This window comes from Streptomyces sp. NPDC002130 (genome assembly GCF_040296465.1).
In the GTDB taxonomy this organism is placed as follows: Bacteria; Actinomycetota; Actinomycetes; order Streptomycetales; family Streptomycetaceae; genus Streptomyces.
This window is the reverse complement of sequence record NZ_JBEOXI010000028.1, coordinates 1-22,963: the sequence shown is the minus strand read 5'-3', so window position 1 is coordinate 22,963 and position 22,963 is coordinate 1. Positions and strand designations below refer to the sequence as shown.

Sequence of the window (22,963 nt, the reverse complement as noted above, 5' to 3'; positions counted from 1 at the left end):
ACGCGGCCGACCCCCGCAACGGCGCCCACCGGTCCGGCCGAAGGCCGCCACCGGCTGGGCGCCGCAGCCGGTCCCGGCCCCGGCCGCCCGGCCACCCGGACCGAGCCGGCGCCCCCGGTGAGGCGCCCGGTGCGGGGCGCGGGGCCGGATCGCGGACGCCGCGGGCGGTACGGACGTACGCGGTGGCGGCCGCCGCTGCCGGTCCGTCCGGCCCGAGCCCCAGCCGCCGCACCCGCCCCCTTTCGGACGATCTACCGCGTCATCGGCTGGAACTCATGCCCCGATCCACCCGTACGGGCCCTTCCCATAGGGCCGATATAGATCGCAGGGCCAGATTCGATCCGATGCACTTCCGCTGTCGGCGGAGGCGCTCACCGCCCCACGCGACGATGGATGGAGAGGACTGGTCACGCATGATGACCGAGAGGACCAACACCGAGCCGCGCAGCGGCACCGTCACCCGGAGCCACGCCCTGCGGCTGGACGAGGTCAGCAAGGTCTACGGCAGGAACGGCCGTGGCGTCCGGGCCCTCGACGGCGTTTCCGTGGGCATCGAGCGCGGCTCGTTCACCGCGGTCATGGGCCCGTCCGGCTCCGGCAAGTCGACCTTCCTGCACTGCGCGGCCGGCCTCGACAAGCCGACCTCCGGCCGCGCCTGGATCGGTGACACAGAGCTCGGAGGGATGAACGAGACCCAGCTGACCAAGCTGCGCCGCCAGCGCATCGGCTTCGTCTTCCAGGCGTTCAACCTGATCTCGTCCCTCTCCGTACGCCAGAACGTCGAGCTGCCCCTGCGGCTGGCCGGCGAGCGCCTGGACAAGCGGTGGCTGGAGGAGATCCTCGCCCGCGTCGGCCTCGGCGGCCGGGCCGGCCACCGCCCCGCGGAACTCTCCGGCGGCCAGCAGCAGCGTGTGGCCATCGCCCGCGCCCTGATCACCCGCCCCGACGTCATCTTCGGCGACGAACCGACCGGCGCCCTGGACACCGTCACGGCGAAGGAGATCCTCTCGCTGCTGCGGTCCTGCGTGGACGACACCGGCCAGACGGTCGTCATGGTCACCCACGACCCCGTCGCCGCCTCGTACGCCGACACCGTCCTGTTCCTGGCCGACGGCCGCCTGGCCGACCGTATGCACGCCCCCACCGCCGAGCGCGTCGCGGACCGGATGACGCACCTGGGAGCGTGGGCCTGATGCTGCGTTACGCCTTCCAGACACTCAGGTCCCGCAAGGGCGGATTCATCGGCGCCTTCCTGGCGCTGATGTGCGCCGCGGCCCTGGTCACCGCGTGCGGCATCCTCCTGGAGACCGGCCTGCGCGGCACCATCGGCACCGAGCGCTACGCCGCCGCCCCGGTGATCGTCGGCGGCGACCAGAACGTCCACCAGGCCACCGTCAAGAAGAAGAAGGGCAAGACCAAGACCAAGCACAAGGCGAAGCCGCTCGCCGAACGCGTCTGGCTGCCCGGCTCCACCGTCACAGCGCTGGAGAAGGTGCCCGGCGCCCGGGCCGTCGTACCCGAGATCACCTTCCCCGCCTACGCGGTCAGCCCCGAAGGCCGCGTCGTCGAGGGCGTCGACGGCAAGCCCTCCTACGGGCACGCCTGGGCCTCGGCCGCCCTCACCCCGTTCACGCTGGTCGACGGCGCCGCGCCCGCGTCCGCCGCCGACGTCGTCGTGGACCGCGAACTCGCCGGCCGTACCGGCCTGAAGACGGGCTCGAAGCTCACCGTGCAGTCGACCGACGCCCCCCGCACCTACACCGTCAGCGGCATCGCGGCACCCGCCGGCGGCGACCTGAAGCAGCAGACCTCGCTGTTCTTCTCCACCCCCGAGGCCCAGCGGCTCTCCGGCCGCGACGGCCAGATCACCGCGGTCGGCGTGCTGCCCGCGAAGGGCGTCGGCACCGCCGAACTGGCGGACCAGGTGAAGAAGGCACTGGACGGCACCACCGCCCAGGTCGTCACCGGCGGCGACCGCGGCCCGGTCGAGTTCCTGGACGCGGCGAAGGCCCGCATCAAGCTCGTCTCCATGGGCGGCGCCATCGGCGGCACCTCGCTGCTGGTCGCGATCCTCGTGGTCGTGGGCACCTTCGCCCTCTCCATCCAGCAGCGCTACCGCGAACTGGCCCTGCTGCGCGCCATCGCCGCCACCCCCAAGCAGGTACGACAGCTGATCGGCCGCGAGGCCCTGATCGTGGGTCTGCTCGCCGGGGTGCTCGGCGCCGTCGCCGGACTGCCGATCGCGTACTGGCTGCACCACAAGTTCGTCGGCTTCGGCACCATCCCCGACACCCTGCAGGTCACCTTCAGCTTCTTCCCGTTCGCCGCCGCCGTCGGCGCCGCCCTGCTGGGCGCCTGGGCCGCGGCCCGCATCTCCGCCCGCCGCACCGCCCGTATCCGGCCCGCCGAGGCGCTCGCCGAATCCGCCATGGAGCGGACCGGCTTCGCGTGGGGCCGCTTCCTCGCCGGAGCGCTCACCCTGGCCGGCGGGGTCGTGCTGCTGGCCGTACTGAGCGTGCTGAAGACCGAGCCGGCGTCCACGCCGGTGACGTTCCTGACCGTCGTGGTGCTGGCGGTCGCGGTGTCCCTGCTCGGCCCGGTCATCGCCCGGCTGGCCGTCGCGGTCCTGGGCGTCCCGCTGCGCGCCTCGCGCGTCGCCGGCCACCTCGCCACGGCCAACGTCCGCGCCAACACCAAGCGGATGGCGTCCGCGATCACCCCGCTGGCCCTGCTCATCGGCATGGCCTGCACGGTGCTGTTCGTGCAGACCACGATGGGCGACGCCGCCTCGGCCCAGGCCGAGGACGGCAACCGGGCCGACTGGGTCGTCGCCTCCTCCGGCCCCGGCGTGCCCGAGCAGGCCGCCGACGCGCTGCGCGGCACCCCCGGCGTCACCGCGATCACCGAGGTGGTCCGTACGACCGTCCGCGTCGGCCTCGACAAGTACCCCTCGCAGGGCGTGTCCACGGACGGCCTGCGGAAGAACTGGGACCCGGACGTCAGCGAGGGAACACTGGCCGGTTTCGGCACGCGCAGCGTCGCGCTCAGCGAGGTCGCCGCCGACCACCTCGGCAAGAAGCCCGGCGACTCCCTCAAGATCACCCTCGGTGACGGCACCGTCGTCACCTTGAAGGTGGCCGCCGTCTACGCCCGCGGACTCGGCTTCGGCGACCTGACCATGGCCCACGACCTGGTCGCGCGGCACGTCGACAACCCGCTCGCCTCGTCCGTCCTCGTCCAGACCGCCGACGACGGCACGGCGGGCCGAGAGCAGCTGCAGAAGGCCGTCGGCGCGTACCCGGGCGTCGGCGTCCTGGACCGCGGCCAGGTCGAGGACCTCCAGGCCGAGGTGCAGCAGTCCAACGCCGAGGTCAACTACGTCGCCATGGGGCTGATCATCGCGTTCACCGCGATCGCCGTGGTCAACACGCTCGCCATGTCGGTCTCCGACCGCTTCCGCGAGTTCGCCCTGCTGCGCCTGGTCGGCACCACCCGCCGGCAGGTCATGGGCATGCTGCGCATCGAGTCCCTGGTCGTGGTGATCATCGCTGCGGCGCTCGGCAGCGGCATCGCCTTCGCCGTCCTGACCGCGTTCAGCATCGGCATGACGGGCACCGCGGCGCCCTCCGTCGACCCGTGGATGTACCTGGGTGTCCTCGGCTTCGCCGGCGCCCTGGCCCTGCTGGCGACGGTCGTACCCGGCCGGCTGTCGCTGACCGGCCGCCCCGCGGACGTCATCGGCTCCCGCCAGTGACGGCACCCCGCCACGGCACCCACGGCTGAAGGGCCGGCCCCGCGGGGCCGGCCCTTCAGCCGTGGGTCGCCGTCCTGTCCTAGTCCAGAACCGCGCCACCGCCCTTGCGGTCCACCCGGCTACGGCGGTTGTCCAGGTGCGCGTAGACCCGCTCCAGCCAGCGGTCCGCGCCGTCGTAGCGCGGAACGAAGGAGGTACGGCCGTGCACCGCGACCCGGTTGTCCACGACGGCGAAGTCACCGACCCGCAGCCGGTGCGCCGTCATCGTCTCGACGAACGCCTCCCGCAGCTCCGCCATCGCCGCCTTCGCCGCGTCGTCCAGCGGGTGGGTGGCGGCGAAGTCCACCAGCACGTTGGGGTCCTCCGGGTCACCCAGCAGCACCGGGTGCGCCGACCGGACGCTGTCGAGGCTGCCGAACGACGGCGGCGGCTCGGTCAGGAACCGCGGCTCGGCGAGCACCCGGCGCACCTCCTCCGACAGCAGCGGCAGCGCGCGGCGGACGGAGGAGGTGCACAGTTTCGCGTCGCCGGTCGGGTCCTCCCGTATGCAGAGCAGCCCCACGTAATCGGGCCGGTTGTCGTGGAAGGCGTTCTCCACGTGCAATTCAAGGAGTACGGAACCGGCGTTGCTCTGGGATTCCTCCCGGCCCGGCACCGGAACCACGTTCTGCACCAGGGCGCCGTTCTTCTCGCTCCGGAAAGAGATCACCTCGCCGAGTTGCAGCATCAGCGAGGTGATGACGGAGGCGGCGGTCGTCGGAACGCGCTCGACGGAATTCGGCACGCTCGGCGTCGGCGGCAGCGGATCGCCCGCCACCACCGGCAGATTGCGCAGCAGCAGCACCCCGTCCTGACCCGGATCGTGCCGGAACGCGCGCAGCGTGGCCAGCAGCGTACGAGGCATCGACGAGGAGACGGCGAGGGCCGCGCCCAGCCACTCGGAGCTGTCGATGAGCGGATGCCCCGGACCGGTCAGCCGGCGGGTCAATGCCACCAGCTGCTCCCTTTCCCGTTCGCTGAGTTCAAGCCCGGTCACCGTGTTCGACGCGGCCGGACCCAGCATCTGAATCTGAGTCATAGGAGAGATTCCTCAGGTTGTCGGCAATTTCCCCGGCAATTCTGGGAGCCCGTCCTATCGCGCCCCTATGGGCCGTCGGTATAGGCCGTCAATAGTCCTGGGGAGGAGGCTCGAGAACAGTGACCGTACGCATCTGAGCACATCTGAACAGCCCGGTCGCCCCGGCGGACGGGTGCGGAAAGGAGACGCGGGACATGACACCCCCACGCGATCGAGGCCGGGCGGACACCCCCGGCAGGGCAGAAGAGGAGCCCCGCACCACCGCGGGTACCACTGCGCGGGTCCGGGGGAGCGGAAGGACGGGGCCGGGTGCGGCAGCCGGGGAAGAGGGTGCGCCGGGTGCGACTCGGCCTGGCGAACGGCCCCGGCCCGGCCGCGTCCCCGGCGGCCGCGCGGAACACGCGGCCGCTGCGGACTTCGCGGCCGGTGCGGACCTGCCGTCGAGTGTGGCGGCCCGGGCCGGCGGGGACGGCGCCGGCCCTGAGAGCACCTTGTCGGGCCGGGCGGCCGACCTCCATGAGACCGGCGCCACCGGGCAGGATGCCGGCCACGGCGAGGCCCGTACCGCCGACGGAAGTGCCCACCCCGGCACGGACGTCGGCGCCCGCGGCGACGTCGCTCACCCGGGCGGCGGTCGTACCGCCGAGGAGGACCCCCGCCTCGGCGACAACGCCCCCGCGGATCCCGGCGTTGTCGGCCCCGGCGTGCGCGCCGGAGCGGATCCGGGCGCGGACCCGGCCGCCGCCGTCGACCGGATCATCGCCCGAGGCGAGGCGCACGTGTGGTGGTGGCGCTGCCCCGAGCGGGTCGATCCCGCCGACCTCGCGCTGCTGGGCACGGACGAGTTCCGGCGTGCCCTCGGCATGCTCGCCGAACGGGACGCCGCCGAGTTCGTGCGCACCCGGGCCGGAGCCCGCCGCGCGCTGGGCGAACTGCTCGACATCTCCCCGGCCACCGCCCGGCTGGGACACCGGCGCTGCCCGGGCTGCGGCGCGGACGACCACGGCCCGCCGCTGCTGGTGCGCCCCGCGCTCCCGCTGGCGATCAGCCTGAGCCGTACGGCCGGCTGGGGCGTCTTCGTGGTCGGCGCCGGTCTCGCCATCGGCGTCGACGCGGAGGCGCTGCGCCCGGTGCGCGAGACCTTGTTCGCCGGGTCCGTACTGACCGAGGCCGAGCGGCGCCATCTGGACGCCATGGCGCCGGGCCCGGCCAGGCACGCCGCGTTCCACCGGGTCTGGACCCGCAAGGAGGCCGTCGTCAAGGCGGTCGGCGTGGGCCTCGTCGGCACGGAACTGGACCAGCTGGAGACCCACCCGGACCGGGACGGCCCGCTGCGCGTCACCCACCACGGCATCGGCCGCCCCACCGAGTGGACGGTGGAGGACCTGCGCCTCTCCGACCACCTCGCGGTGGCCCTGGCCCGCGCGGCCGGCCCCGCGGCCCGCGGCCCGGTCCACCTCCACCCGCCCACCGGCCCGTGACCCGGCGGCCCACCCCCGGCACCCCGGGCTCCGGCCGCAGTCCCGACCGCACTCCGAGAGAGGACGTCACGCATCATGACCACGGAATCCGTCGCACCGCCGGCCCGTCCCGCGGACCTCGACACCGCACTCGCCAGGCCCCACACAGGTCACCTGTCCGCCGCCGAGCTGGCCGCGTACTTCGACACCCTCGCCGAGGCCGTCCAGCGGATCGACCCCGGCCCGTCCGCGCCCGGCGGCTGGGAGAACCGGGAGCGGCTGCGGTTCTCCACCTGGGTGCGCGCGGCCTACGAACACCCGCTGTCGGCAACTGTGTTCAGCCACGCCGACGCCGATGCGGCCCGTTCCGCGCAGCACCGCCAGGCCGCCGAACTCGGTCTGCGCATGAACGTCTCGGGCACCGGTATCCGCCCCGCCCGCCCGGCCCCCCACGTCCGCGCGGCCGCAGCCGTGGCCGCGGTCTGGTCGGTCACCGCGCTGGCCGTCACGCAGTCCCCGCGGCCCCCGCGCGAGCGCGTCGTCTCCGACGCCTGGCGGATCGCCCAGGAGATCATCGCCCCGGCCCTGCTGACGGCCGGCCCCGGCTTCACCCGCGCCCGCGCCCGCGGGGCGTGGTGACGTGTCCGGCTCACCGGACTCCCCGTACGAGGGCGACGCCGAGAAGGAGACCGCGTACAGGCACACGCACACGGGCAGCGCCACGTACACGAACAGGAACAGGGAGAGCGACACGGCCGGCTCACCCCGCCCCGGCGACGGGCATGCCCCGCGGGGCCGCGAGCGCCGGCGCGGACTGCTGCTCCCGCGGTCCCCGCGAGGCCGCCGCCGCGAGCAGCCGTACCAGCTCGTGGCAGTGGTACAACGGCCGTCCCTGGTCGTCGAGTCCGGACAGTTCGAGGAGCGCGGCGTCGACGAGGGACTCCAGGGCGTTCTCCGCCGTGTCCTCCGACAGTCCGAGCCGGTCCCCGGCCCACCGCGCGGGGAACGGCTCACCGTCCGCTGCGCCGAGCGCCCCGAACACCGACCGCTCGACCGCTCCGAGCTGCTCCACCGAGGAGCCCAGCACCCGGCTCAGGTCGAGGTCGCCGAAGGCGAGTTCGGCCAGCCGGGCGGCGGGGTCGGCGAGCCGGTCGGCCAGCCGGGCCGCCGTCCAGTGCGGCCGGGCCGCCAGCCGGGCGCCCGCGATGGCCAGCGCCAGCGGCAGCCCGCCGCAGTACGCCACCAGGTCCTCGGCCCGGTCCGGGTCCTCCAGCAGCCGCTGCCGTCCCGCGCGGGCGGCCAGCAGGTCGAGGCCCGCCTCCTCGTCCAGCAACGGCAGCGCGAACGTGTCGCCCGCCGTCACCCGGGCCAGCCGCCGCCTGCTGGTGATGAGGACGGCGGACGGCCCGGCCGGCAGCAGCGGAGCGAGCTGCCGGTCGCCGGAGACGTTGTCCAGCACCAGCAGCAGCCGCCGGCCGGCGGTCCGCGTCCGGTACAGCCGTACCAGCTCGTCCAGATCGCCCGCGGGCAGGTTGGGGTCGCCCTCGCCGAGCGCCCGCAGCAACTGCGCGAGCACGGCGCGCGGAGCCCGCGGGGCGCCGTCCGAGCCGCAGAGTTCGGCGAAGAGCAGCCCGTCGGGGAAGTGCTCCCCGTTCTCGGCGGCGGCCCGTACCGCGAGCGCGGTCTTGCCTATCCCTGCCATGCCGGTCACCAGGATGCGCCGCTGTGCGGGCTCCTCGTGCCCCAGCCGCTCCCGCAGTGCCCGCAGTTCGTGCTGCCGTCCGACGAGTTCCCCGTCGGAGGCCGGCAGCATCGAGGGCACCGGACCGGTCCGCCCGGCTCGATCTCCGGCACTCCGCCCGAGCCCCAACTCTCCGCCCAGCACGGCCTGGTACGTCGATCCGAGCACCTCGCCGGGGTCGATGCCGAGCTGCTCGGCGAGGACGCCGCGCCCCTCGTAGTAGACGTGCAGCGCGTCCGCCTGCCGGCCGCACCGGTACAGCGCGGTCATCAACTGGGCTCGCAGCCGCTCCCGCACCGGGAACGAGGCGACCAGCCCGGTCAGTTCCGCCGTCACCTGCTCGTGCCGCCCCAGCTCCAGATCGGCCTCGATCCGGGACTCCAGGGCGAGCATGCGCTCCTCCTCCAGCGGCGCCAGCTCGGCGTCGAGCAGGTGCTCGGTGACGTTCGCGAGCGCCGGCCCCCGCCACAGCCGCAGCGCCCGGCGCAGCGACTCCGAGGCCTCCTCGAACCGCCGTTCCGCCAGCGCCCGCCGACCGTCCCGTTCCAGCCGCCGGAACTCGACCAGGTCGACCAGGGCGCCGGGAGCGCGCAGCACGTACCCCGGAGGCCGTCGTACGATCTCGGCCTCGTCGCCCAACTGCTTGCGCAGCCGGGACATGTACGTGTAGATCTGCGCGCTCGCCGTCGCCGGCGGATCCCAGCCCCACAGCAGTGAGCTGAGCCGCGCGTCGGACACGACCCGGTCCTGCGCCAGCAGCATGGCGGCGAGCACCGTGTGAATCTTGGACCCGGAGAGGGCAACCCGTTCGCCGTCCCGTACAGCCTCCACCGGCCCTAGGACCAGAAACTCCATCGGGCACCCCCCTTCTGGTGCGGCCATTCCTACAGTGAAGAAGGTAGGAGGCGCTGTTATCGCGGGGTTATCGCTGCGGGCGCGGTCGCTCCCGGGTCTGTGTGCCGTGATCTCCACCGCAGATCGACCGTCCGTCTGCCCGCCGATCTCCACGGGGCCGGCACCTGCGAAGCCGGGCCGTCACCGCCCCGCGCGACGGATGCGGATGGGTCCGCGGGCTTCGGTCTCCGCGACGGGCCGGCCGGCCTGGGTCACCTCGGCCTTGCCGACCGCCACCAGACGCCAGGCCGCTCGGCGGGCCGGTTCCATCAACGCCCGCCAGCCTCCGTCGTCGCCTTCGTAGACCTCGCGCGCGGCGTCGGACGGACAGATCGAAGCAGTGGCCGCACGTCGCTCCAGCAGGTCCATGATGACCTGCTCCAGCCGCTGAGCAAGCTGCCGGTCCGTCTCCGCCACGCAATCCAGTGTGGCACCGTTCGCGCGAGGGCGGAGGATCCTTCCGAGCGGCCACTGCTTCGGCCGAGGGCCATGGATCGATGAAGGATCCAGCGGCCGGACCGACGTGGCGCAGCGCTTCCCGGCGGCTGTCACGCGGGGCGCGGTGCGGTGCCGACGGCGACGGACGTCCGCGATGATCGCGACGTGCCCAGGGGGCCGGGTGGAGGGCTGCCCGCTCACGGTGTCCGCGGGTGCGTCTCCGCCAGGACTTCCGCCTCATGGGTGCGCCGGGTGCCGGCGGTGAACTCGCTCGTGTACGTCTCCTCGTCCATCGTGGCGCGCAGCCGGGCCGCGATGCGCTCCACGTCCCCCCGCTCCGCCGGGGGGTGCGGGGCGCCGGCCCGTTCCCGGGTCGCCGCCGCCGTGCCGAGGAGGCGGGTCGCCCGTTCCGTCGCGCCGGACAGGGAGTACGCGCCCGCCAGGCCCTCGAGGGCCAGGGCGACCGAACGGGGGTCCTTGGTCGTCGCGGCGGCTGCGAGGCCGTCCCGGTGACAGGCCAGGGCGCGGTCGGCGTCGCCGCGCTGTTCGGCGATGAAGCCCAGTTCGGCCAGGACCAGCGCGAGACCGGGGCCGTCCCCACGGCGGCGGTTCCAGGCCAGCCAGGGCCGCAGCCACTCCTCGGCGGCGTCCAGCCGGCCCTGGCGGCGGGCGCTCAGCGCGAGGCCCAGCGCGGCGAACTGCTCGGCCGGCTGGTTGCCCTGCCCGACCGCGATCCGCAGCGCGCGCGTGTGCAGGTCGTCGGCCTCGTCGTAGCGCTGGGTGAGCAGGGCGATCCGGCCGAGACCGGACAGCTTCGTGGACATCTCCGGCCAGGTCTCCAGGGCCTGGGCGATGCGCAGGCTCTCCCGGTGCAGCTGGGCGGCGAGATCGTAGTCGCCGTTGATCTCGGCGAGCCTGCCCAGCACGTCCGTCGTCTTCAGCCGGCCCCACAGGTCGCCCAGTTCCGCGAAGTGGGCGCGGGCCTCCTCGGCGTTGCCGCGCAACGACTCCAGGTCCCCGCGGGCCAGGGCGAAGCACGCGCGCGTGGTCAGCGCGGCGGCGGTGCCCCACGCGTCACGCAGGGTGCGGAAGCGGACCAGCACCCGCTCGACCCGCTGCTCGCCCTTGACCAGCGCCCCCACCGTCCACTGCGCGTGCGCCAGGAACCACTGGGCCCTGGTCGACTCCAGGGTCGACTCCGGCGGATCCTCCTCCAGGAGGGCGTCGCACTCCCGGTCGTGCTCGCCGAGCAGCAGCCGGATGCCCGTGTACCAGAACTCCGCCTCCACGCGCTCCTCGGGCGTGGCCTCGCCCGGCGTGTCCAGGGCCGTCGCCAGCGCCCTGCGGGCCTCGCCCAGCCGGCCACGGACGTACCAGTACCAGGTCAGCGAGTTGACCAGGCGCAGCGCCTCCTGCGCGGCCCCGGACCGGTCGGCCTCGGCCAGTGCGCGCTGCACGTTCGCCGCCTCCAGGTCCAGGTACTGGAACCAGCGGGACTGCTCCCGCTCGTGCAGATGCGGCCGGGCCCGCTCGGCGAGGCGGACGCAGTGGCGCAGGTGCCGGGCGGCGGTCTCGGCGTGCTCACCGGACTCGGCGAGCTTGTCACGCGCGTAGACCGCGACCGACTCCAGCAGCCGGTAGCGCGGACCCTGCGGCCCTTCCGTGCGGACGGCCAGGGAGCGTTCCACGAGCAGGCTCAGCGTGTCGAGGACGTCGGCGGAGGACACGCCACCGCCGGAGCACACGTCCTCGGCGGCCCGCAGCCCGCACCCCTCACCGAACACCGACAGCCTGCGCAGCACGGTCCGTTCCCGGTCGTCGAGCAGGCCCCAGCTCCAGTCGAGCGTGGCCTGCAGCGTCCGGTGGCGTGAAGGGGCGTCCCGGTAACCGCTGTTGAGCACCTTGAAACGGTCGTCGAGCCGGTCGTGCAGCTCCCGGATGCCCAGCGACCGCACACGCGTGGCGGCCAGTTCCAGGGCGAGCGGGATGCCGTCGAGGCGTCGGCACACATCCGCGACTAGCGGCGCGGTGGTGGCGTCCAGCACGAAGTCCGGGTCCGTCGCCCTGGTCCTGTCCACGAAGAGACGTACGGCCCCCGCGCTCGTCAGAGCGTCGAGGTCCGGGTGATTCTCCGGGGGCAGCGACAGCGGCGCCACCGGGTACACCGTCTCGTCACGGGTGCGCAGGGGTTCCTGGCTGGTCGTCAGGATGCGCAGGTGCGGCGCCCGGCTCAGCAGCAGGCCGGCCAGGTGCGCGACGGCCTCCACGACGTGTTCGCAGTTGTCCAGCACGAGCAGCAGCCGCCGCCCGGCCAGCGCGTTCGCCAGCCGGTCGACCGGGCCCCTGGCGTCGTCGTCGGAGGTGTTCTCCCGGATGCCCAGCGTCGCCATCACCTGCTCGGCCAGCGCCTCCGCACCGGCGAACCGCTCCAGGCCCCCGGCGTCCGCGAGCTCCACCAGCCAGGTGCCCTCGCCGAACGCGCCCGCCAGACTCTCCGCCGTGGCCTGGGCGAGACGCGTCTTGCCGACCCCTCCCGGGCCGGTGAGCGTCACCAGGCGGCGCTGTAAGAGCAGGGCCCGGATCGCCGGGACGTCCTGCTCACGGCCCACCAGGGGCGAGGCCGAACCCGTCGGTGCCGGTCCCGCCTGCACCACCGCGGCGGACGGCGCGGGCGGCTCCGGCCGGGCCAGCACCGGGTCGTGGCGCAGGATGGCCTGCCGCAGCGCCTCCAGAGACGGCCCCGGTGTCAGCCCCAGCTCCTCGTCGAGCCGGCGTCGCAGGTCGTTGAAGCAGTCGAGCGCGTCGGAGGAGCGCCCCGCCTGGTACAGCGCCCACATCAGCGCGCCCCGCAGGCCCTCGCGCAGCGGATGGTGCTCCACCAGCTCCGTCAACTCGCCCACCAGCAGACTGTGCTCGCCCAACTCCAGCCGCACCCCGGCGTGTTCCTCCACCGCCGTCAGGCGTTCCTCCTCCAGGCTCGCCGCCGTCGGCCGCACGGACGGCTGGTCCGCGAACTCGGCGAAGGCGGGGCCCCGCCACAGTGCCAGCGCCTCGGTGTACAGCGCCGCCCGCGTCACCGGGTCGGCGCCGGACCTGGCCCGGGCGACCAGTTCGCGGAACCGCCCGGCGTCGAGCGCACCGGCCGGGATGTCCAGGACGTATCCGGGCGGCCGGTGCGCGATCAGTTCGCGGCCCCCCGCCTCCGCGTCCTCCAACGCCCGCCGCAGCTGGGAGACTTTGGCCTGGAGCGACGCCGTCGGCCGGGCCGTGAACGTCGAGCCGCCCCACAGGTCCTCGATCAGCCGCGCCGCCGGGACGACCTGCCCGTTGTGGGCGAGCAGATCGGCGAGGAGCATGCGCACCTTGACTTCGGGTACCCGCACGAGACGACTCTCGTCCGTGCGCACCTCCAGCGGCCCCAGCACCCCGAATTCCATGATCTCAGCGTAACCGGCCGACGACCGGCGTGACGTGCGACGAAAAGGCCTCGGCCACCGCCCCGAAGAGCTTTCCCGCAGCGTTTCCGAAGTCGTCCGAAGCGAATCCGAAGGGGCATATGCCAGGGTTCCCCGAGGAATGCGGTTCGGCGCTGGTGCGGAAGGCGGGGGCAGGTGGCCGAGAATGAACGACTGCGGCTGGCGATCATCATCGGCAGCATCAGGAAAGGCCGGTTCGGGCACGTCGCGGCGGAATGGCTGGCCTCGCGGGCCCGGTTGCGACCCGACTTCGACGTGGACGTCATAGACCTCGCCACGGCCTGGCTGCCCGACGTGATGTCCGCCGACCCGTCCGCGCCCCGGCCCCAGGCCGTCAAGGACCTGGCGCCCTGGCTGGAGTCGGCCGACGCGTTCGTGGTGGTCACCCCCGAGCACAACCAGACGTTCCCGGCTTCCCTGAAGAACGCGATCGACTGGTACGACGAGGAGTGGCACGCGAAACCCGTCGGATTCCTCTCCTACGGCGGACCCTCCAGCGGGTTGTGCGCGGTGGCCGCCCTGCGCCAGGTCTTCGGCGAGGTCCACGCCGTCCCGGTGCACGAGACCGTGAGCTTCCACAACTACTGGGAGCGCCTCGGGCCCGACGGCACCCTGGCCGCCCCCGACGACTGGGACGTCTCGGCCCGGCTGATGTTCGACCGCCTCAGCTGGTGGGCCGGTGTGCTGCACCGGGCCCGGGCGGAGCGCGGCTACCACGTACCGCAGACGATCAGACAGGAGCGCAACGCGCGATGGACGGCCAGTGGTTCCGACGTTTCGGCGATCCCGAGCCCGACGCTCTCAGGCTGATCTGTTTCCCGCACGCGGGGGGCGCGGCCAGCGCGTACCTGCCGCTGTCCCGGCTGCTCCGGCCGCACGTCGAGGTGCGGGCCGTGCAGTACCCCGGCCGCCAGGACCGCCGGCTGGAGACACCCGTGGCGGACATCGGGGAACTCGCCGCGACCGTGGCCCGGAAACTGCAGGACGAGGAAACGGCGGCGCCCCTCGCGTTCTTCGGCCACAGCATGGGCGCGCTGATCGCCTACGAGACCGCCCGGATCCTCGAGGAGCGCGGGGCCCGGCCACCCCGCCGGCTCTTCCTGTCGGCCCGGGGGGCACCGGGACCGCGGCGCAGTCCGCACGACGTGCTCCCGGACGACGAGGCGATCCTGGCCGCCGTACGCCGGCTCGGGGGAACCGGCGTGGCCCTGCTCGACGACCCCGAGCTGGTGGCAATGGTGCTGCCGGCTCTGCGAGCCGACTACGCGGCCCTCGCCGCGTACTCCTGGACACCCCGGGAGCCGCTGCACACGCCGGTCACCGTGCTGTGCGGCGACGCCGACCCGGTCGTCTCCGTCGAGGAGGCGGCCCGCTGGCGGGCGTTCACCCGCGCCGAGACCGAGGTGCGGGTCTTTCCCGGCGGTCACTTCTATGTGGACCAGCGGCTCGACGACGTGGCCGAGGTGGTACTGCGCGGCGTCCGCTCGGCGAGCGCCGCTCGGGCGGGCAACGACGCCTGCCATGACTGATCACGGGTGTTCGACGTACGGGGGTTAGGCGTGGAGTTCAAGGTTCTCGGGCCGCTCGAGGTGGTGAGCGGCGGGCGCGGTCTGCCGCTGGGCGGCGTCAAGCAGAGAGCGGTCCTCGGACTGCTGCTCCTCCACGCCAACCAGGTGGTCGCCACCAGTCAGCTCCTGGACGCCCTGTGGCCCGAGGACGCGAGGCCGGTCACGGCGCGCAAGATGGTGCAGAACGCCGTATGGGGGCTGCGGGCCCTGCTGGAGAGCGGTGACGGCGACGGGTACGAGCCGCCCCGGCTGCTCACCCGGGCACCGGGCTACGTCCTGCGCGTCGACCCCGAACAGCTCGACGCGACCCGCTTCGAGCGCGCCGTCGCCGCGGGCCGGGCACGCCTGGACGCGGGCGAGGCGGCCGAGGCGGCCGACCTGCTGGGGGAGGCCCTGGCGGAGTGGCGCGGATCGGCCTTGTCGGATCTGGCCGAACAGGGCGTGGAGTGGGCCGAGCTGACGGCGCTGCGGCAACTGCGCCTGGACGCCATGGAGGACCGCTTCGAGGCGGAGCTCGCGTGCGGCCGGCACCATGCCGTGCTGGGTGAACTCACCTCGCTGGCCGAGGCCGAACCCCTGCGGGAGCGGCTGTGCGGGCAGTTGATGCTCGCCCTGTACCGCTGCGGCCGGCAGGCGGAGGCGCTGAGCGTGTTCAGCAGGGTCCGGCTGGCCCTGGTGGAGGAGTACGGCCTGGAGCCGTCCGCCGCCCTGCAGACCCTGCAGCACCGCATCCTGCGCCATGACCAGGCGCTGGCCTGCCCCACCGAAACCCGCCCGGAGCCGGTCGCCCCCGGGACGGGCACCGCGCGACGGCACCCGGCCGGCGACACGGGGGCCGCGCGGACGTCCGTCCGGATCACCGCGGACACCGGGGTTCCGGGGACGTCCGGGCCGGGCGCCGTGGCCCCCGGGGCGGCCGGGCCGGACGCCGGAGCACCCGAACCCGTGCGGGCGGCCGCCCTCCTGTCCGTCGGTGCCGCGCACAGCGTCGAACAGCCGGGCTCGGCAACGGGCTTCGGCTTCGCCGAGGGGGGTGCGGTCGCCGAGCGGCGGGACGTGTGCGTGCTCGTGGTGTGCACGGAGTCCGCCGGGGACGCGGCGGCCATGGGGAGCGAGCAGCTGGACACCTCCCTGCACGACGCGGTCACCGTGCTCACCGAGAGCGTCGAGGACCGCTCCGGGACGGTCGTCGGTTCCATGGGCGGGCTGTGCGCCGCGCTGTTCGGGCTGCGGTCCGAACGCCCCGAGGCGTCGCTGAACGCGGTGCGCGCGGCCTTCACGGCCCGTGAACAACTGGCCCTGCGGGCGGGCATGGTGATGCGGGCCGTGGTGATCTCCGGCAAGGCGATCGTGCGGCACGACCCGCACGACCCGAACGCCGCCGTCTCGGTGGTGGGCACCCTGCTGGACAAGGCGCACGGGCTGCTCTACGGTGTCCCCGAGGGCGAGTTGTACGTGAGCGATGACGTGGCCGGCGACACCGGCGCGTGGGTGAGCTACGACGAGTCGCCCCACGCCGACGGCACCCCCGGCATCCGCAGGGCCCGGGCCCTGCACCCGGACGAGCCCGCCGGGCCCGGCACCGGCACCCGGCCCCGGCCCGAACTCGCCCTGCTGGAGAACCTGCTGGAGTACTCGCGCCACCACGGCGTGCCCTCCATGCTGACGGTGCTCGGCGATCACGGGGCAGGCAAGACCCGTCTGCTCGCCCAGTTCGAGCACCGCGTCGCGGGCGACGCCGACGGGGTGCGGGTCGTACGGCCGCGCCTTGCGAGGGGCGGCCACGACGCCGTCGCCGTCGCGGCCGCACTGACGGAGGCGTGGGGACAGCGGCACGTGGCGCGGCTCGAGCCGCAGGAGCAGCGGATCAGAACCGTGGTCCGCTCCGCCGCCGACTCCGACGTGGACGCGGCCCGGCTGCTGCGCGTGCCGTGCCCGGCACCGGCACCCCACCCCCTCCCGCCCGGGCGCGGGGCCGACCTGCTCGCCGCCTGGGGCGAGGTGATCGAGCACGAGGCACGGCACCGCCCCGTGGTGCTCTGCCTGGACGACCTGCACCTCGCCGACGACGCGGTGCTGGACTGGGCGGAGAGGCTGGGCGGCTCGGGCACGGGTGCCCTGCTGGTCGTCGCGTGCGGCCATTCCGAACTGCTGCGACGCCGGCCCATCTGGGGCAGCGCCTGCGAACACGCCAGCCGGCTGACCCTGTCCAGTTCGCGCGAGCCGGCCGCCGCCGCTCCGCTGCCGCGGCGCACGCTGCCCTTTCCGGACTGCCGCCCCCGGCGGCAGGAGGAGCGGGCGAGACCGTCCGGCCGGATCCACGCGGGGTTCCGGGGCAAGACAGCCGAGCCGGTCGAGGTACGCCCCGGCCGCCGGGCGGTGTGAGGGCCGGGCCGGCCGGGGTGGCGCCTCCTGGTGGGCGTGGCCGGGGCGGCCGGGGTGGCGCCTCCTGGTGGGCGTGTGATCGCCCGTTGGCGTCGTTCGGGTGCAGGGGGTGTTCGCCGGGGTGGCGCCGTCCGGATGCCGGGGGGTGCTCGCAGGGTGGCGCCCGTCCGGGTGGCGGGGTGTGTGTTCGCCGGGGTGGCGTCGTCCGGATGCCGGGAGGTGTTCGCAGGGTGGCGCCGTCCCGGTCGTGGGGTGTTCGCAGGGTGGCGCCGTCCCGGTCGTGGGGTGTTCGCAGGGTGGCGCCGTCCCGGTCGTGGGGTTGTGTTCGCAGGGTGGCGCCCGTCCGGGCGGCGGGGTGTGTGTTCGCCGGGGTGGCGACTTCCAGATGCCGGGGGAGCACCGGGCTTGCCGTGCTCCTGTGATGACCGGTTCGAGGAGTCGCGAATGGGTGGCGTGTGGACGGGACTTGATGTGCTGTCCGCATGGACATCGCAGCTCCCCAGACCCGCCGTCCGGCGCACGCCTCACCCCGGCCCGGGCGGGCCCCCGGCCCCGGCGAGATGGACACCCCGCTGGCCGTCTTCGTCGGGGCCCGGTTCGCCGCGGCCCTGCACGAAGGGCTGAGCCGGGCCGGCCGGCCCCGGGAGGCCGAGCCCGGGCGGCGGGACGACTCCGAGCCCCTCGCCCGCCCGCCCGGGCGCACCGTGGCGCAGCGGGACGCCCTGCTCACCGAGCACACGGCGGAGATACTGGCCCGCTTCGGTGGGGCACTGAGGGCCGTGCCGGGTGTCACCGCGCCGCAACGGACCCGGATGACCGCCTGGGCGCGGCGGGTGCTCGGCGAGGCCGGGTCCGCCGCACCGGTGCGCGCCGGCACGACGGCCCCCTGGGCGGCTCTGGCGGGGTCCCTGCTGGTCGAATCGGCCGCGGACGTCCTGCCCGACGGGTCCGCGGACGGCACACGGGCGCTGGGCGCCCTCGCCCGTGCCATCCGCTTTACCGGCACGGGCGGGAAACGCTCAGGCGACCTCGGACTCCCGGACCGGCGGAAGCAGCGACTCCAGTAGCCGGTCCAGCGCGTCGCCCGTCTGCGGGCTGAGGCTGAGGGTCACCGTGCGCGGGTGCGCGGTGGCCCAGCCCGGCCGCCGGTCAGGAAGCCTCGAGTCCGCACCGACGACGGTGAGCAGCGGCACACCCGCGTGGGTCTGCGTCAGCCGCTCCACCATGTCCAGCAGCGTGTCGTCGGCGTGCTGGAGGTCGTCCCAGATCAGCACCAGGGGCTGCTCGCGCGCCGCCCGCACCAGGAACGTCCCCCAGGCCCGGAGCATCTCGCCGGGCATCTCCCGCTCGTGCGCCGACCGTTGCGGCGACAGCAGCCGGACCAGCGGCGCGTACAGGTCCGCCGCGACGGCCGGGTCGCCGCCGAGACGGTCGAGCGTGGACCGCAGCAGCGCCGCGGTGTGGGGCTCGGAACTGCCGGGGCCGATGCCGCAGTAGGCGGCGAGGACCTCCGCCGGCACCGACAGGGCGGAGCCGGCGTGCGGCGCGGGAACCGTGCCGGCCAGTACCCGCGCCGGGCCGCCGTGACTCTCCTCGACCCGGCGCTGGAACTCCATCAGCAGACGCGTCCGGGCCCGGCCGGACCCCTCGATGAGCGTGATCAGATGTGCCGTCGAACGCTGCAGGGTGTGCAGCAGGGTGTGGTGCATCAGCTCCAGCTCGCTGACGTGGGCGGCGGCTCCCGCCGGGCCCCACGCCAGGTCCGTGACGGCGTCGTGCAGCGCGTGCAACTCCCACGGGGCCAGGGCGGACGCGCAGGCGCGCCGGAACGTCGCCGCCTGCTCGACCTGCCGGTGGGTCTCCTCGCAGACGTGGATCTCCCCGGCCTGCACATGGGCCAGCATCGTCCGGCAGGTGTCGACGAGCCTGCCGCCGCTCCAGGGCGGCGGCGGGTCGTCCGAGGGCCGGCGCGGCAGCAGGGCCTCGCCGGACGCCACGGCCGCGTGCACGGTGAGGCCGCGCACGGCGGCCTGCGGCGGTGCGAGCGTGCCGGTGGGGACGCTCAGGCTGTCGCGGACGGCGGCCGCGGTGCGGACGGCGCGCTCGGCGATGTCGGCCGGGTCCGTCCCCTCGGCGAACACGGAGAGCACCGTCGAACCCAGCACGGCCGTGACCCGGCCGCCGTGGAGTTCGGTCTTCTCCCGGGCGATCTGGGTCAGCGCGTCGAGCACCCGGTCCCGGTCCTCGGCCAGCACCCGCCCCAGCTCCGCACCGAGCCCGAAGCGGAACATGACCACGCTGGCGGTACGGGACTCGCGCCGGCCGGGGGAGGAGACCTCGGTGGCCGGAGCGGCCCGCTCCACGGTCGCGGCCGGTTCGACGCGCACGGGCGGTTCGGAGCACGCGGCCCGCTTCACGAGTGCGGGCGGTCGGTTGCGTGGGGCCTGGTTCGCAGGCTTGGCCGCCCGGTGGTGCGGGGCCTGGCTGACGGGTGTGGCCGGTTGGTGGTGTGGGGCCCCGACGGCGGCCGTGGCCGGTTCGGTGCGTGCGTCCTGCTTCGCGGGTGCGGGCGGTCGGTGGTGCGGGGCCCGGCTCGCGGGTGTCGACGGTTCGGTGCGTGGGGCCCGGCTCGCGGGCGGGGACGGTTCGGCAGGTGTGCGCGGCTCGGTGTGCTCGGCCCGCGTGGACGCCGACGCTGCTGCCGCCGGTGCGAGGGCCACCGGGGCGGCGGGGTCCGCGGCCGGTTCGGGCAGGGCCGCCGCGGTCCGGGGGAGCGGGGCGAGGTTCACCGGCTCCCGGCCGCCCACCGCGCGGGGCACCTCCAGCATCGCGTCCTGCGTGAGGATCGCCTGCTGCAGCCGGTGCAGTTCACGCCCCGGCTCCAGCCCGAGCCCCTCCACGAGCGCGGTGCGCACCCGGCCGAAGACCGCCAGCGCCTCGGCCTGCCGCCCGCACCGGTACAGGGCCACCATGAGCTGCCCCGAGGCGCGTTCCCGCAGCGGCTCGGCGGCCACCAGGCTCTCCAGGTCGGGCAGGACCAGCTGGTGCCGGCCGCAGGCGAGGGCGGCCTCGAAATGGTCCTCCATGACATCGAGCCGGCGGTTCTGCAGGGCCGACAGCTCCGGCCAGCAGATACCTTCCTCCACCAGGTCGGAGAGAACGGGACCGCGCCACAGGGCCAGCGCCTCGCCCAGCGAGCGGCGGGCACGCTCCACCTCGCCCGTCGCCAGGGCCGCCCGGCCCGTCACCACCCGCTGCTCGTAGTCGAGCAGGTCGACGCGCTGCTGGGGCACCCGCAGCAGATAGCCGGGCGCGCGGGTCAGCAACTCGGGACTCTGCTCGTCCCGCGGCGGACGCGACAGGACGCCGCGCAGCTTCCACACGGCGTTCTGCAGGATCTTGCGCGCGGTCATGGGCGCTTCGTCGTCGGCCCACAGGGCCGACAGCATCTGGCTGGTGGACACCACCTTGTTCGCCTGCAGCAGGAGATACGCCAGCACGGCGCGCTGCCGGTGCCCGCCGAGGTCCACCAGGCTGCCCGGCGGTCCCCCCACAGGCTCGACTTCCAGCGGCCCCAGTAGGCGGAACTGCATGAACTCCCCCGTCTCGCTTGCTCCGGCGTGCTGCGTCACCCGGGACCGGTGTCTCGCCTGACGGCTCGTCGACGCGGTCCGCTTCCCGTACTGCTTCCGCCCTGGTGGCCGGCCCGGTCGCGGCCGGCACCCGGCCGGAGTGTGCCCTGGGAGTCCGCCGGTGGGGGGAGGCGGCGGACCCAGGGGTCGATCAGCGGCCCGCGGCGGTGAGTTCGTCGCCGGCCTGCTTGCGCAACAGTGTGCACACGTCACGCAGTCCTGCGTACAGCTGTTCCAGTTCGGCGTCTGTGACAAAAATCGAGGGTTCAAAACGCAACGTGCCGACCGCGCTGGCCGTCGGGAACGTCCGCACCCGGTGCCGGCGCAGCAGATGGCCCGCCAGGAAGTAGCCGAACAGGCCGCTCTGCGCGATCTGCCGCAGTTCCGGCGAGGACGCGTCGGACTGGTCGCGGAATTCCAGGCCCTGCATCAGCCCGTGTCCGCGTACGTCCTCCACCACGTCGGGGAATTCCGCCCGCAGCGCGTCGAGCTTCGCGCGCAGCGCCGCACCGCGCTCCTCGGCCTGCCGGTAGGCCGCGCCGCCGTCCCTCTCCAGCAGTTCGAGGACCTTCAGGGCGATGTGGCAGGAGAAACTGTCCTTGGCGAAGGTCGAGCTGTGCACGATCTCGAAGTCCCGGCGGTAGCGCTTTTCGCGCACCAGCATCACGGACGCCTTCGCGATGCCGCCCCCGAGGGTCTTGGCCAGGGTGTAGTAATCACCGCGCAGGCCGATCCGGGAGCCGGCGAGCAGGGCACCGGTGCGGCCCATTCCGCTCTGGATCTCGTCGACGACGACGGGGCAGTCGATCCGGGCGCAGAACTCCTGGATCTCCCGGGCGAACTCGCGGGACAGGACGCGAATTCCGCCCTCCCCCTGAATGGGCTCGACGAGGAAGGCGCAGAACACCGGGAACCCGTGCTCCGTCACCGTGACCCTGCCGTTCTCCGTGTTCAGGCCGAGCAGGGTCCGGCGTTCACGCGCGTAGACCGCGTTCAGGTCCTCGGGGCTGTCGTGCGGGACGAACCGCGCCTGTGCGCCGAGGGACTTGAAGGGCAGCCGGTAGCCTTCGTTGTGGGTCAGCTGCACACTGCCGGCGAGCTTGCCGTGGAAGCCGCCCTCCAGGGCGAGGAACAGCGGCGGGGCAGCGGCGGTCTCGTCGTTGCGGCGCCTGATCGCCGCCTCCAGCAGGCGGACGGTGTCGTTGTCGTCGGCGGCGAGGGCGACTCCGAGGCGAGCGGCCGCCTCCCCGTGGACGGTGGCGGACCCGTCGGCCACCGCGGCCCGCGCCCGGGCGAGTTCGGCGTCGACGGAGCCGAGCAGTTCGGACACGCGCATGCCCCGGTCCAGTTCGGCGTGCTTCACGGCGGCTTCCACCGCTTCCGCGCCACTGTTTCCGAAGATGGCGTAATAAGGCTCACCATCGGCGAGTTCACGCGCGATGATGCGGTTCAGCTCGGCGGCCAGCCGGTTGGCGTACGGGTGGCGCGAGAACTGGGCGTGGACCGGTGTATGTTCGGCGAGCAGCCGCCGGGCGTACGCGGTGATCTCGGGGTGGTGGTGGCCGAGAAGCACCGAGCCGTAACCGCCGGCGAAGTCCACGACCGGGAACTCGGTGCCGTCGTCGTCCCGTACGTACAGGGTGTTCCCCTCGGCGCGCACGTATTCCACCGCCAGTCCCGCGGTGTCGAGTACCTGGCGCAGATAGGGCTCGGCGAGTTCGCGTTCCGCGGCTGCGGCGGAGGTCTCAGTCATGCCCTCAGGGTCCGATGGGCGGGTAAACGTCCGGTCATTGAAAGGTCATCGGTGACGGCCGGTCACAGAAGGCCCACCGGTTACCCGCGCATGAAGGTACCGCGAGACGCCACGACTACGTTGATCGTGCCGGCTGCCCCTTCCGTGCGGACGGCACAGACGTGTCCCGTGACCCATCGGAGAGTGGCATGAATTCCGCGTCCGCCGAACTCGATCACGCTGCCGTGCGTTCCGGGCACGAACCGGTACGCCCGGACCGATTGCGGGGGGTGATGTCCCGTTTCGCCACCGGCGTCACGGTCCTCACCGTGGGCGGGGAGCACCTGCACGCCATGACGGCGAACGCCTTCAGCTCGGTCTCCCTCCACCCCCCGTCGGTGCTGTGCAGCGTCGGCCACAGCGCGGTCATGCACGGCGCGCTCACCGGGGCCGGGCGCTTCGCCGTGAACATACTCGGAGCCCACCAGGAGCCGCTCGCCCGGCACTTCGCCGACAAGAGCCGCACCCTGGGCGCCGCCCAGTTCGAGCGCGTCGACTGGCGCCCCGGCGAGCACACGGGTGCGCCGCTGCTCGACGACTCCGTGGCGTGGCTGGAGTGCGAGCTGACCGAGTCGCACGCGTTCGGCGACCACACCATCTTCATCGGCACCGTGCTGGCGGCGGGCGAGGGCGCGACCAGTGACGGGCTGCTCTTCGTCAACGGCCGCTTCGGGAAGCCGGCCAGGGCCTTGTCCATCGCCGCCGCGAAGCCGTTGGCCCACAGCCGGTTGACACGGGACCGCTC

The 22,963-nt window shown here is 74.0% G+C and carries 15 protein-coding genes; 9 read left to right on the top strand and 6 right to left on the bottom strand.

Features of this window, described 5'->3' with window-relative positions; translation table 11 throughout:
* Positions 1–413 precede the first annotated feature (413 nt).
* Together ABT116_RS07815 and ABT116_RS07810 are read left to right on the top strand one after the other, a co-directional pair.
* Positions 414–1,193, top strand: a complete 780-nt coding sequence (locus ABT116_RS07815) for an ABC transporter ATP-binding protein (protein ID WP_104781330.1) — start codon at positions 414–416, stop codon at positions 1,191–1,193.
* Positions 1,193–3,754 carry an FtsX-like permease family protein gene (locus ABT116_RS07810; RefSeq protein ID WP_351629372.1) on the top strand — a complete coding sequence of 854 codons (2,562 nt, stop codon included), beginning with the start codon at positions 1,193–1,195 and terminating at the stop codon, positions 3,752–3,754. Before ABT116_RS07815 ends, ABT116_RS07810 begins: the two co-directional genes overlap by 1 nt.
* A gap of 79 nt (positions 3,755–3,833) precedes the next feature.
* Here ABT116_RS07810 and ABT116_RS07805 read toward each other — a convergent pair whose 3' ends face one another.
* Positions 3,834–4,832 (bottom strand): TauD/TfdA family dioxygenase, encoded by a 999-nt coding sequence (locus ABT116_RS07805; protein WP_502983837.1) that lies wholly within the window; start codon positions 4,830–4,832, stop codon positions 3,834–3,836.
* Between the two features lie 194 nt (positions 4,833–5,026).
* Here ABT116_RS07805 and ABT116_RS07800 point away from each other — a divergent pair, with 194 nt between their 5' ends.
* Together ABT116_RS07800 and ABT116_RS07795 are read left to right on the top strand one after the other, a co-directional pair.
* A complete protein-coding gene (locus tag ABT116_RS07800) occupies positions 5,027–6,313 on the top strand; it encodes a 4'-phosphopantetheinyl transferase family protein (protein ID WP_351629370.1) in 1,287 nt (428 codons plus the stop codon).
* A 75-nt stretch (positions 6,314–6,388) separates the two neighbouring features.
* Positions 6,389–6,931: a hypothetical protein gene (locus ABT116_RS07795; RefSeq protein WP_351629367.1), complete on the top strand. Its 543-nt coding sequence runs from the start codon at positions 6,389–6,391 to the stop codon at positions 6,929–6,931.
* A 121-nt stretch (positions 6,932–7,052) separates the two neighbouring features.
* Here ABT116_RS07795 and ABT116_RS07790 read toward each other — a convergent pair whose 3' ends face one another.
* The 3 genes from ABT116_RS07790 to ABT116_RS07780 all read right to left on the bottom strand — a co-directional run bounded on the left by ABT116_RS07790 (position 7,053) and on the right by ABT116_RS07780 (position 12,802).
* Positions 7,053–8,888, bottom strand: coding sequence for an AfsR/SARP family transcriptional regulator (locus ABT116_RS07790; protein ID WP_351629365.1), 1,836 nt, complete (start codon positions 8,886–8,888; stop codon positions 7,053–7,055).
* A gap of 180 nt (positions 8,889–9,068) precedes the next feature.
* The gene (locus tag ABT116_RS07785) at positions 9,069–9,344 is read right to left on the bottom strand and encodes a DUF3253 domain-containing protein (RefSeq protein ID WP_351629362.1); all 276 of its coding nucleotides are present in this window, start codon (positions 9,342–9,344) and stop codon (positions 9,069–9,071) included.
* A gap of 218 nt (positions 9,345–9,562) precedes the next feature.
* A complete protein-coding gene (locus ABT116_RS07780; RefSeq protein ID WP_351629359.1) occupies positions 9,563–12,802 on the bottom strand; it encodes an AfsR/SARP family transcriptional regulator in 3,240 nt (1,079 codons plus the stop codon).
* 174 nt (positions 12,803–12,976) lie between these two features.
* On the opposite strand from ABT116_RS07780, the gene ABT116_RS07775 reads away from it, so the two are divergent.
* The 4 genes from ABT116_RS07775 to ABT116_RS07760 all read left to right on the top strand — a co-directional run bounded on the left by ABT116_RS07775 (position 12,977) and on the right by ABT116_RS07760 (position 17,861).
* A complete protein-coding gene (locus tag ABT116_RS07775; protein WP_351629357.1) occupies positions 12,977–13,651 on the top strand; it encodes an NADPH-dependent FMN reductase in 675 nt (224 codons plus the stop codon).
* Positions 13,594–14,370 carry a thioesterase II family protein gene (locus ABT116_RS07770; protein ID WP_351629354.1) on the top strand — a complete coding sequence of 259 codons (777 nt, stop codon included), beginning with the start codon at positions 13,594–13,596 and terminating at the stop codon, positions 14,368–14,370. Before ABT116_RS07775 ends, ABT116_RS07770 begins: the two co-directional genes overlap by 58 nt.
* A gap of 30 nt (positions 14,371–14,400) precedes the next feature.
* Positions 14,401–16,794, top strand: coding sequence for an AfsR/SARP family transcriptional regulator (locus ABT116_RS07765; RefSeq protein ID WP_351629352.1), 2,394 nt, complete (start codon positions 14,401–14,403; stop codon positions 16,792–16,794).
* 482 nt (positions 16,795–17,276) lie between these two features.
* Positions 17,277–17,861, top strand: a complete 585-nt coding sequence (locus tag ABT116_RS07760; RefSeq protein ID WP_351629350.1) for a hypothetical protein — start codon at positions 17,277–17,279, stop codon at positions 17,859–17,861.
* On the opposite strand, the gene ABT116_RS07755 is transcribed toward ABT116_RS07760, so the two are convergent.
* Both ABT116_RS07755 and ABT116_RS07750 read right to left on the bottom strand, forming a co-directional pair.
* Positions 17,814–20,387 (bottom strand): BTAD domain-containing putative transcriptional regulator, encoded by a 2,574-nt coding sequence (locus tag ABT116_RS07755; protein WP_351629347.1) that lies wholly within the window; start codon positions 20,385–20,387, stop codon positions 17,814–17,816. The genes ABT116_RS07760 and ABT116_RS07755 overlap by 48 nt on opposite strands.
* Positions 20,388–20,577: 190 nt before the next feature.
* A complete protein-coding gene (locus tag ABT116_RS07750) occupies positions 20,578–22,179 on the bottom strand; it encodes an aspartate aminotransferase family protein (protein ID WP_351629345.1) in 1,602 nt (533 codons plus the stop codon).
* Between the two features lie 188 nt (positions 22,180–22,367).
* On the opposite strand from ABT116_RS07750, the gene ABT116_RS07745 reads away from it, so the two are divergent.
* Positions 22,368–22,963: flavin reductase family protein (locus ABT116_RS07745; protein WP_351629342.1), on the top strand; the 596-nt coding region annotated here is incomplete at its 3' end.